Raw genomic sequence first — 12265 nt, forward strand, 5'->3', positions numbered from 1 at the left:
ACGTCGCCGCCGACCATCAGGTAGCGCAGCGCGCCGAAGGCCGGCGCCAGGGCCTCGGCGTACTGATGGAACAGCCCGGCGGTGAGCCAGAGCACGCTGACTTCGTGGTGCAGCAGGTGCTCGTTGAAGCGGGCCGCGTCCAGCAGGGTTTCCCTGGGGCAGACCACCAGGCAGCCGCCGTTGAGCAGCGCGCCCCAGATCTCCAGGGTACTGGCGTCGAAGGCCGGGTTGGCGGCGAGGGCGAAGCGGTCCTGGGCGGTGAACGCGGCGAAGCCGTTGTTGCGCACCAGCCGGGTGATGGCGCGGTGCGGCACCTGCACACCCTTGGGCGTTCCGGTGGAGCCGGAGGTGTACATGATGTAGGCCGGTGCCTCGCTCGACACTGTCACAGGCTGACGCGGCGGGGTGGGTTCGTCCGCAGTCGCAAGGCGATCCCAAGGGCACAAGATCCGGTAGCCGGAACCTTGCACCGACGCGTCCGGGTTCTCACAGAGCAGCCAGGCGCTGGCACAGTCGTCCAGCAACGCGCGTTGACGCTGCAGTGGGGTGGCGGTGTCGATGGGCACGTAGGTCGCGCCGTTTTTCAGGATCGCCAGGAGCGCCGTGACCAAGCGCGGGCCGCGCGCAAGGCTCAGGGCGACCCGGGCGCCCGGGGTGACGCCGTGCTCGGCCAGCCAGTGCGCCAGATGCTCGGCCTGTTGGTCGAGCTGGCGGTAACTGAGCAAGTAGTCGCCGTCCTGCACCGCGGTGGCGTCGGGCCGGCGCTGGGCCTGGGCCTCGAACAGACGGTGCAGGGGCTCCTCGGCAGGGTAATCGCGGGTGGTTTCATTGAATCCGTGGAGCACCTGCTGACGTTCGTCCGCGCCGAGGATCGACAGCGCCTGGAGCGGCTGCTGGTCGTTCTCGACCATCGCCTGCAACGTGGCGCACAGCGCCTGCCAGTGACGCTCGACGGTGCCGGGGTCGAACAGCGCCGTGGCGTAGGTCAGCCGACCGCCGATCACGCCGTCGCGCTCATACAGGTTCAAGGTCAGGTCGAACTTGGCGCTGTCCTCATCGGTGGACAGCGGGGTCACTTCCAGGTCGCCCAGGGCCAGGCTCGGCTGCGGAGCATTCTGCCAGGCCAGCATGACCTGGAAGATCGGACTGTGAGCCAACGAACGCGACGGGTTCAAGGCTTCCACCAATTGCTCGAAAGCCAACTCCTGGTGGGCCTGGGCATCCAGCGCGGTGCGCCGTACCTGGGCCAGCAGCTCGCCGACCTGGCTGACCCGGTCGAGGCGCACCCGCAACGCCTGAGTGTTGACGAAGAAGCCGATCAGCGGCTCGACCTCGGCACGGGTGCGATTCGCCAGCACCGAGCCGATGACCAGGTCATCCTGACCCGACAACCGGCCAAGGACCACCGACCAGGCGGCCAGCACGGTCATGAACAACGTCGTGCCGTGGCGTTCGTTCAAGTGCTTGAGGGACCGCACCAGCGCGGCGTCGATGCTCAGCTCCAGGCTGGCTCCGGTGAAGTCCTGTCGGGCCGGGCGCGGCCGGTCCAGGGCCAGGTTCAATGAAGGGGGCGCGTCGGCCAGTTGGGTGCGCCAGTAGTCCAGTTGCTCAGCGATGCGTTGCGCCTGGCGTGGGGAGCGTTGCCACAGGGCGTAGTCGGCGTACTGGATGGCCAGCGGTGGCAGCGGATCGGCTTGCCCCCGGCTGAAAGCCCGGTACAGCTCGCTCAACTCTCGGGTCAGCACGCCCAGGGACCAGGCGTCGCCGACAATGTGGTGCATGGTCACCAGCAGGACGTGCTCCTGCTCGGCCAGGCGCAACAGGCGGGTGCGAAACAGCAGGCCGTCGGCCAGATCGAAAGGCGCCTGGGCTTCAGCGATGTAATGGGCCTGCAACTGTGCCGGCGACTGATCCCGCAGGTCAAAGCACGGCATCACCAGCGAATGCCCGGGATCCACCACCTGGCACGGCTCGCCGCCGTCGGACACAAAACGGCTGCGCAAGGCTTCGTGCCGCTCGACGATGCGCGCCAGCGCGGCGCCCAGGGCCGCTTCATTCAGCTCACCGCGCAGCCGCAGGCCTCCGGCCATGTGGTAGGCCGCGCTGGCCTGGGCATCCAGGTGCGCGATGAACCATAGGCGTTGCTGGGCAAACGACAACGGCAGCCGCGCCGGCCGTGGACCGGCCGGGATCGGTGCCGCACCGTGGAGCCCGGCCGCGCCCAGGGCTTCGATGGCCCGTGCCTGGCGTTGCAGCGTCGGGTGATCGAACACACTGGCCAAGGGCAGTTCGACCCGCAATTGCTGACGCAGTTGGGAAACCAGTTGCACCGCCAGCAGAGAGTGGCCACCGGCCTGGAAAAAATGCTCGTCACGGCCGATCCGTGGTCGGCCCAACAGGCGCCCCCAGATCGTCGCCAGTTGGTTTTCCAGCGGCCCCATGGGCGCTTCGAAGTGTCCGCTGGCGGCCTGTTCCGGTGCCGGCAGCGCGCTGCGATCGAGCTTGCCGTTGGGCGTCAGTGGCAGGGCGGGCAGGGCCACATAGGCGCTGGGTTGCATGTACTCGGGCAATACCGCCGCCAGGGCGTCGCGCAGTATCGCCTCGTCAGGCGCCGCTTCCGGCTGGGCCACCCAATACGCCACCAGCCGCGCATCGCCGCTCGGCTCCTGACGAGCCACGACCACGGCGTGCTGCACCCCCGGAACACGCGCCAGGGCGCTTTCGATCTCGCCCAGTTCGATACGATAGCCGCGCACCTTGACCTGGAAGTCGTTGCGCCCCAGGTAGAGCAGTTGCCCATCCTCGGTCCAGCGACCAAGGTCGCCGGTGCGGTACATCCGCGCGCCGGGCTGGGCTGCGAAGGGGTCCGGGAGGAAACGCTCCTCGGTCAGCACCGGCCGGTTCAGGTAACCCCGAGCGACACCGGCGCCGCCGATGTACAGCTCGCCCACCACGCCACGGGGCACCAGTTGCCGGTGCGCATCGAGCAGGTAGACCTGGGTGTTGTCCAGCGGCCGACCGATACCCGGCACAAAGCCTTCGGCGCGGTCCATCGCCACCCAGGTCGAATAGGTGGTGGTTTCCGACGGTCCGTACAGGTTGCACAGGCGTTGCACGTCACTGTGGTCGAAGATCCTTTGCACCAGGCCCTGCTTGAGTGGTTCGCCGGCCAGGTTGACCACCCGCGTCGAGGCCGGGATCGCCGCGGCCCCCACCAGCGCATCGAGCGCCGAGGGCACGCTGTTGATCAGGGTGACGGGCACCGGACGGTCGAGCAGGGCCAGGGCATTGGTGGCCAGGTGCAGGGTCGCGCCGGCGGCCAGGGGCACGAAAAATTCGAAGACCGCCAGGTCGAAGTTGATCGAGGTGGCGAACAGGCTGTCGCGCAGACTTTCGGCGTCGAAGACGCGCAGCGCCCAGTGCAACAGGTTGCAAGCATTGCGGTGCTCGATCATCACGCCCTTGGGCAGGCCGGTGGAACCCGACGTATAGATCACGTAGGCCAGGTGCGCGCCGGTCAGGCCCAGGCACGCCGGGTCCGGATTGTCGGCCGGTTGCTCGGCCAGACGGACCTGGGTCTGCGGATCATCCAGGCACAGGGCGGTGCAACCCGCCGGTGCCGTCACGCTGGCTTGCAGTGCGGTGGTGGTCAGCAACGCCTGGGGCGCGCTGTCTTCGAGCATGTGCGACAGCCGCTCGCGCGGGTACGCCGGGTCCAGCGGCACATAGGCCGCGCCGGCCTTGAGGATGCCGAGCAGGGCGACCAGCAGATGCGGGCCGCGTTCCAGGCAGATCGCTACCCGGCTGTCCGGCTGCACGCCGGCGCCCAGCAACAGGTGGGCAAGGCGATTGGCCTGGGCGTTGAGCGCTCCATAGGTCAACGGAGTGGCGCCATCGGCCGCGTCGAAACGCGCGGCGATGGCCTGGGGCTGGCGTTCCGCTTGGCGTTCCAGGGCCAGGTGCAACAGGTCCCGCTCGGGCAGCGGCCGGGCAGTATTGTTGAACGTGCGCAGCAGTTGCTCACGCTCCGCCTCCGGGAGTATCGAAAGATGGCAGGCCAGGTGCTGGGGCGTACCTTCCAGCGCGTCGAGCAGGTTATCCAGGGCCGTTTGCAGCCAGCCAAGCACCGGGGCCGCGCCCACCAGGGGATCGATTTGCAGGCTCAGCGAAAACCCATCGCCCAGGTCGTCCACCGACAGGTTGAAGGGATAGTTGGTGCGTTCCTCACCGCCCAGAACCTGCATGCCATCGAGCACCGGGGCAGGCCCCTGGGCTGTGCTGTGCCGGTAGTTGAGCAGCGCCGAGAACAGCGCCGTGCCGCTGGGCAGCGCGCTGCAGCGTTGGGCCAGGCCCAAGGGCGCGTGCTCATGGGCGATCAACCGGCTGAGTAACCCGTGGGTGTCGCGCAGGGCCTGCCTCACCGGCACCGCCAGGCGCACCCGCAACGGCAATGTATTGATGAACAGGCCCATGGCGGTGGCTGCTTCGGCGGCGCCCAGCAGGCGACCGAACATCACCGTGCCGAACACCACGTCGTCACGGCCGCTGGTCTTACCCAGCACCAAGGCCCAGGCCAGATGGAACAGACTGGCGCTGCTGACTTCCAGGCGGCGCGACAGTTCGCGGATGCGCCGGCTCAGATCCAGTGCCAGCGGCGCTTCCAGGGTCTGCACCTGGCTGCCGTCGCCGCGCACATCGAGCAGCCCGCAGGGCGCGGTGGGCTCGTCAATATCGCCAAGCAGCTCGGTGAAGAATGCCGCGTGTTGCGCTTCGCTCAGGCCCTGGCGGGCGCGCACCACGAAATCACGGAACGGGCGTGGCGGTTGCAGGTCGGCCAGGCGGCCCTGCTGGATCGCCGCGACCTCGCTCACCAGCCGCTCCAGCGATGTATGGTCCATCACCGCATGGTGGTGCAGCAGTTGCAGCAGCCAGCGACCGTTTGCCGGATCCGCTGCAGCCACCGCGCGCATCAGGGGTGCCTGGCGCAGGTCCAGCCGATGCTCCCTGGGATCGGTCCAGGTGCGCAGCGTGGTGGCCACGTCGCCCGCGGGCGGGTTGAACAGTTCCAGTGTCAGCGGAGCCTGACGCCACACCACTTGGACCGGCGCATCGAGACCTTCCCAGGCCAGCGCGGTGCGCAGGATGTCGTGGCGGGCGATGGCCTGGTTGAGAGCGTCCATGAAGCGGCGCAGGCGCGGTTCGTCATCGAAGGCCAGTAGCACGTGCAGCAGGTAGGTATCGCCACGCTCCTGGAGCAGGTTGTGGAAGAGGATGCCGGCCTGCAGGGGCACCAGCGGGTAGATGTCCTGGATATTGGCGGCACCGCCCGGAACGCTGGCGACGATGCCTTCGATCTGAGCCGCGTCGAGCTGGCAGAGATCGAGCAGCGCCGGGGTGATGGCGGTGGTACCCGCTGGCAGTCCGCTGGTGCCGGCGGGCTGCGCCGCGGGCTGGCGCAGGGCTTCGATCAGCGCCGGCTTGTGGCTGCGCAGGAGGGCGATCAGTTCCTGGTCGGCCAGCACTTCATTGTCGGCCACCACCGAGAGTTGGTCGCCGCGCAACGACAGGGTCACGCCGCGGTGTTTGAGCAGAGCCAGCAGTTGATCCGCAGTCACAGGAGCAGTTCCTTCAATGGAGTAGTGGCCGCGGCCAGACCGGCAAGGGTCGGTGCGGTGAACAATTGGCTGATGTCGACCCGCAGGTGGTGCTGGCGCATGCGCTCCACCAGCCCCATGGCAATCAGCGAGTGGCCGCCGAGGGCGAAAAAGTTGTCGTGTCGGCTGACCCGCTCGACGTTCAGCAGCTCGCACCAGATGGCCGCCAGGGCTATCTCGATGTCGCCTTGGGGGGCTTCGTAACGGGTTTGCACGTACGCCTGGGCGTCGGGTTCGGGCAGGGCATTGCGGTCGAGCTTGCCGTTGGCCGTCAACGGCAGGCTATCCAGGCGCACATAGGCGCTGGGCAGCATCGACTCGGGCAAGCGTTCGGCCAGGGCCGTCCGCGCCTGTGCTGGCGTCGGTGGCGCGTCGCCCAGCAGGTACGCGATCAGTCGGGCCACCCCATGGCGATCGGGACGACCGACCACCACCGCTTGCCGGACACCGGGCAGCGCCAACAGATGGCTTTCGATTTCCCCCAGCTCGATGCGGTGCCCATGGATCTTCACCTGGAAGTCGGTGCGGCCAAGGTAGCTGAGGCTGCCATCGAGCTCCCAGCGGCCGAGGTCGCCGGTGCGATACAGTCGCGCGCCGGGCTGGGTCGAGAACGGGTCGGCGATGAACCGCTCCTGGGTTAGCGCCTCGCGCTGCCAGTAGCCACGGGCCACGCCTTGGCCGCCAATGTGGATTTCACCTACCACCCCCAGCGGCGCGCGCCGACCGTGATGATCGAGCACCTGCACCTGAGTATTGGGCAGAGGCTGGCCAAGGCTGGGCAGCGGATGCTGGTCCAGCCAGGCGCTGGTGGTGTCGACCGTACACTCGGTCGGGCCGTAGACGTTCAGCACCCGCACGCCGGGCTCACCGGCCAGTTGCTGCCAGAGCTCTGCGGGGACGGCCTCGCCGCCGAGCAGCAGGCGGCGGGGCAACGGCTGGGGCAGGGCCAGCGTCTGGCGATGCTTGAGCAGCGCTTGCAACTGGGTCGGGGTGCAGTCGAATAGGGTTACCTGCCGGCTCTGCAGGTAATCGAGCAGGGCCGCTGCGTCCAGGCGCACGCGTTTTGGAATCAACACCAGGCAGTGGCCGCTCAGCCACTGACACAGCTGCTGGACCGAGGCGTCGAAGGCCACCGAGGCGTTGAGCGAGCAGCGCGTACCGGCTGGCAGGTCAGCCAGACGCTGGTGCAACCCGGCCCAGAGGTTGAGCACCGAGCGGTGCTCGACCATGACGCCCTTGGGCTGGCCGGTGGAGCCTGAGGTGTAGATCAGATAGGCGAGGTCGCTGGGCTGGGTGCCGATGTTCGGATCGTCGGTTGCGGCCTGCTGCCAGGCGGCACCAACGGCATCCAGGCAGATCAGCGGCCCGGCGTCGAATGTCGGCAGCCCCTCGCGCACTCGCTCCTGGGTGAGCAGCGCCGCCGGAGCGCTGTCTTGCAGCATGAAGGCCAGCCGCGGCGCCGGATAATCGGGGTCCAGCGGCACATAGGCGCAGCCGGCTTTCCACACCGCCAGCAAGGCGATCGCCAGGTGCGCTTCGCGATCCAGGCACACCGCGACCCGTTGCCCGGGTCGTACACTCTGGTCCAGCAAGTGATGGGCCAGGCGGTTGGCCTGTCCGTCGAGCTGTCGAAAGCTCAGTTGGCGATGCTCGTCGATCAGCGCAAGGGCGTCGGGGCGGTGAGCGGCCTGCTCGGCGAAGCGCCCGTGCAGGGTGCCGTCGGGCGCTGACACGGACAGCACTGGGTTGAGGCGATTCAACCGTGCTTGCTCGGCGGCGGGTAATACGTCCAATGACTGGATGTGCCCATCGTCGGTCTGTTCCAGCGCTTCCACCAGGGCGTGCAGGGCCGTCAGCATGAAGTTCAGCAGCCGTTCCGGCGCATGGTCGGGGTGGGTCTGGGCGGTCAGTTGGAAACCTTCGCCCAGATCGTCCACCGCCAGGTTGAAGGGGTAATGGGTTCGCTCCTCGCTGTGCAGCAGGGTCATGCCGGGCATGGCCTGGTGCACATTGGCTTGGCCGGCATGGCTGTAGCGGTAATTGAACAACGCGCTGAACAACGCCGTCCCCGGCGCTATCGCGCTGCAACGCTGGGCCAGGGCCAGCGGGGTCTGCTCGTGGCAGAGCAGACCGTTGAGGGTGTCCTGGACCTGCCTAAGGGTGGCGTGGACGCCGCCGTCCAGGCGCACCCGCAGTGGAAGGGTGTTGATGAACAGGCCCAAGGTCCGGTCGGCGTGGGCGCCGGCCTGCAGGCGACCGAACAGTACCGTGCCAAAGACCACATCGTCGCGCCCACTCAGGCGCCCCAGCACCAGGGCCCAGGCCAGGTGGCAGACACTCGCCGCGCTCACCCCGTGGACTTCGGCCTGGCGACGCAGGCGGCGCGCCAGCTCCGGCGCCAGCGGCTGCTGGTGTTCCAGGGCCTGCCAGCGGGGATCGGTTTGCAGGTCAAGGTCGAAGGGCAGGGTGGGTTCATCCAGATCGCCCAACTGCTCGCTGAAAAAAGCGCGGGCGGCGGCCACCGCTTCTGGTCGCCGGGCCTGGGCCACCAAGGCTCGGGTGCTGGTGGGCGGCGGCAGGTCCGCCGGGCGCCCGCCCTCGATCAGGGCGATCTCTTCGATCATCAATTCCAGGGAGGTGTGATCGACCACCACATGGTGATGCAACAGCAGCAACAGCCAGCGCTCCTGCGCCGGGTCAAAGGCCACCCGGGCCTCGATCAACGGGGCCTGCCGCAGGTCGAGGCGGTAGTGGCGCGGGTCGGCACTGGCCTGCAGCCGCGCCGCGATGTCGTCACCCTCCAGCGCCAGGCGCCGAGGCGTGAACGCGATCTGCCGCAGCACCACCTGCACGGGTTCCTCCAGGTCCTCCCAGAGCACCAGGGTGCGCAGCGCGTCGTGCCGGCCGATGACCTGGCCCAGCGCCCCGCAGAAACGTTGCAGGCGCGCCTCGTCGGTGAAGGCCAGCAGGCTGCGCAGCACATAACGATCGCCCTCGCGCTGGGCGCGGTGGTGATAGAGCATGCCCTCCTGCAAGGGGCCCAATGGATAAATGTCCTGGATATTGCCGGCGCCGCCGGGCACTCGTGCCGCGATCAGGTCGATCTGCGCCTGGGGAAGGGTCACCAGATCCAGCATCTGTGGGGTGATGCGGGCGCACGGGGTCGGGATGGTGCTTACGCTTGGTGCCGGCGCCGGAACGCTGGCCAGTTTTTCCAGGCGCAGCGCCTGGGCGGCCAGTGTCGAGCGTTCGAACACGCTGCGTATGTCCAGGTCCCAGCCATTGCGGCGCAACTGTTCGAGTAATTGCACCGCCAGCAGCGAATGCCCGCCAAGGCTGAAGAAGTCGTCGTCACGGCTGATTTCCGAGACGCCCAGCACCTGGGTCCAGATGGCCGCCAGCCGCCGTTCGGTGTCCCCTTGCGGCGCCTGCCTGGCGGCACTGCTGGCCTGTGCCTCGGGCAGCGGCAGGGCCTGGCGATCAAGTTTGCCGTTGGGGGTCAGTGGCAACTGCTGCAGGGCGACGCAGGCGCTGGGCAGCATATAGTCCGGCAAGCGACTTTCCAGATAAGCGCGTACTTCAGCCAAGTCCGGAACGGGCGTGGTCGAGACCTGCGCCACCAGATAGGCCACCAACCGCGGATTACCGGCAGGGCCAGGCTGCGCCAGCACCACCGCTTCGCGCACCGCCGGCATGCCCAGCAACTGCGTTTCGATCTCCCCGAGTTCGATGCGGAACCCGCGTACCTTGACCTGGAAGTCGTTGCGTCCCAGGTAATCCAGCGAACCATCGGCCCGCCAGCGCCCCAGGTCACCGGTGCGGTACATGCGCGCCTGGGGATCCTCGACGAAGGGGTCGGACAAAAAGCGTTCTTGGGTCAGCTCGGCACGATTGAGATAACCCCGCGCCACGCCTGCTCCGCCGATGTAGATCTCACCGGCCACGCCCAACGGCACCGGTTGGCGATGACGGTCGAGCAGGTAGACACGGGTGTTGTCCAGGGGCCGGCCGATGCCGGGCTGGTAGCCCCCGGCACGGTCCATCGACAGCCAGGTGGAATAGGTGGTGGTTTCCGTTGGCCCATAGAGATTGCAGACCCGTTGCGTCGCGCTGCGGGCGAACAATTGCTCCACCAGTCGCGGCTTGAGCGGTTCGCCCGCCAGGTTGACCACCCGGGTGCTGTCCGGGACGGCGCCGACCCTGACCAGTTCTTCCACCGCCGAGGGCACGCTGTTGATCAGCGACACCGGGCAGGGTCGGGCCACCAACGCCAGGGCGTTTTCCACCAGGTGCAGGGTCGCGCCGGCGGCGAGAGGGACGAAGCATTCGAAGACCGCCAGGTCGAAGTTGATCGACGTGGCGAACAAGCTGCGGCGCCATTCCTCGGCGTCGAAGTTGCGTAGTGCCCAATGCAGCAGGTTGCAGGCGTTGCGGTGCTCGATCATCACGCCCTTGGGGAGGCCGGTGGAGCCCGAGGTGTAGATGACGTAGGCCAGGTGCGCTGGGCCCAGGTCCGCAACCCTGGGGTTTTCCGTGGGCAGGGTCGCCAACCGGTCCCGTAACTGCGCTGCATCCAGGCACCAGCATTCGACCGCCGTGGCCGGTAACCCACTGGCCACGGCCTGGCTGCTCAGGACCAGCCGGGGCGCGCAGTCTTCAAGCATGTGCGCAAGACGCGCCGGCGGGTAGTTGGGGTCCAGCGGTACGTAGGCCGCGCCGGCCTTCAAGGTGGCGAGCAGGGCGACCAACAGGTCTGGACCCCGTTGCAGGCTGATCGCTACCCGGTCATCGGGGCGCACCCCGGCCGTCAGCAGGGCGTGGGCCAACTGGTTCGCCTGCTGATTAAGCTGGGCATAGCTGAGCTGGGCTCCCGCGGCCGTTTCGAACTGCGCCGCCACGGCGTCGGGATGCAGTGCCGCCTGCCGCTCGAAGGGCTGGTGCAGCAGGGTGTCCCGTGGATGCGCCTGCCGTGTGGCGTTGAACCCTTCCAGCAGTTGCTGGCGTTGCTCCAGGGGTAGGATGTCCAAGGCACAGGCTCGGGTGGCCGGTGCGGTTTCCAGGGTCTGTGCAACCACCTCCAGGGCCCGAATCATTTGCGCAAGGACCGCGTCGACGCAGACTGAACGATGGACCTGTCCGGTCAGGGCAAAGCCTTCGCCGAGGTCATCGATGGACAGGCAGAACGGGTAGTTGCTGCGCTCCTCGCTGCCCAGCAGGCGCACCCCTGGCAGGTCGAACTCTGGGCGGGCCGAGCGTTGTGCCTGGCTGTGGCGAAAGTTCAGCAGCGCTGAGAACAACGCTGCCTGGGTGGGCAGCGCCGTGCAACGTTGGGCCAGGGCCAGTGGCGCATGTTCATGGTCGAGCAGTTCGGTCAGTCGTCCATGGGTCTGGCGCAAGGCGCTGTACAGGGGCATGTCGAGGTCGATGCGCAGGGGCAGGGTATTGATGAACAGCCCCAGGGCCTGCTCCACCTGCTGGCCGGCACTGAAGCGGCCGAACAGCACCGTGCCGAAGACCACGTCGTCGCGGCCGTTGGCCTTGCCCACTACCATTGCCCAGGCCAGGTGGAACAGGCTGGCGACGCCCACCGCCTGGGTCTTGGCCAGTTGCCGCAGGCGGCGGGCCAGGGCGGGGTCGAGTGAGCGCTGGGCCTCGCGGTTGTCGCGGCCGGAGCCCTGGACGTCGTGCAGCGCGTAGGGCAGGGTCGGTTCGTCGAGGTCGCCGAGCAGCCGTTTGAAATAGGCCTCGGCGCTGGCCTGGCGCCGAGGCTCGCGGGCCTGGGCGACGAATCGGCGAAACGCCACGCTCGGAGGCAGCGGATGCCCGGGATCTTGCATCAAGGTGCGGACTTCGCCGAACAACAGCGCCAGGGTGGCGTGGTCGATGGCCAGGTGGTGGTGGACCAACTGCAACTGCCATTGGCCGCTGGGCGCGTCGAAGCGCACGTAGGCCTGGGCCAGTGGTGCGCGGCGGATGTCCAGGGGCTGTTCGGCGAAGGCGTCCCATGCCTCCAGCCAGACCACCGGCAGGGGCGCCTCGCGCCAGACCACTTGCACCGGCTCGTCCAGGCCTTCCCAGAGCACGGCGCTGCGCAGGATGTCATGGCGGGCGATCACCTGATCGAAGGCGGCGATGAAGGCGTCCAGTCGTGGGCGGCTGTCGAAGGCCAGTGTCGCGCGTAACAGGTAGGCGTCGTCGGCCGGTTGCAGCAGGTGCTGGAACAGCAAGCCTTCCTGCAGGGGCGCCAGGGGGTAGATGTCCTGCACGTTGGCGGCGCCGCCTTCCACCGCCGTCACGATCAGGTCGACCTGAGGCTGTGGCAGGCTGAGCAACGGCAGCATGGCCGGGGTGATGCGCTTGCAGTCCGGCGCGATGGCGGGTGCCTCAGGCAGCGCCTGTGATTTGGCCGGCCCCAGCGGATTCTCCAGCAGCAGTGCCAGATTGAGCAGGTTCGCCGCGCTGAACAAATTCCCCACGTCCAACTGCCAGCCTTCGGCCCGCAACTGCTCGACCATCTGCACCGCCAGCAACGAATGCCCGCCGAGGGCGAAGAAGTTGTCCTGCCGACCGACCCGCGGCACCCCGAGGACCTCGGCCCACAGCTCGGCGAG

The 12265-nt window shown here is 68.0% G+C and carries 2 protein-coding genes; both read right to left on the reverse strand.

Translation table 11 applies throughout. The features are described 5' to 3' along the window. A partial coding sequence (locus tag BLP82_RS29275) for a non-ribosomal peptide synthetase (RefSeq protein ID WP_170842399.1) occupies positions 1-5615 on the reverse strand: 5615 nt, incomplete at its 3' end. After that, complete coding sequence (locus tag BLP82_RS29280; protein WP_256576688.1) at positions 5612-12256, reverse strand: non-ribosomal peptide synthetase; 6645 nt, start codon at positions 12254-12256, stop codon at positions 5612-5614. The genes BLP82_RS29280 and BLP82_RS29275, both read right to left, overlap by 4 nt. Positions 12257-12265 lie beyond the last annotated feature (9 nt).

Source organism: Pseudomonas sp. NFACC37-1 (assembly GCF_900101575.1).
Classification (GTDB): domain Bacteria; phylum Pseudomonadota; class Gammaproteobacteria; order Pseudomonadales; family Pseudomonadaceae; genus Aquipseudomonas; species Aquipseudomonas fluorescens_AA.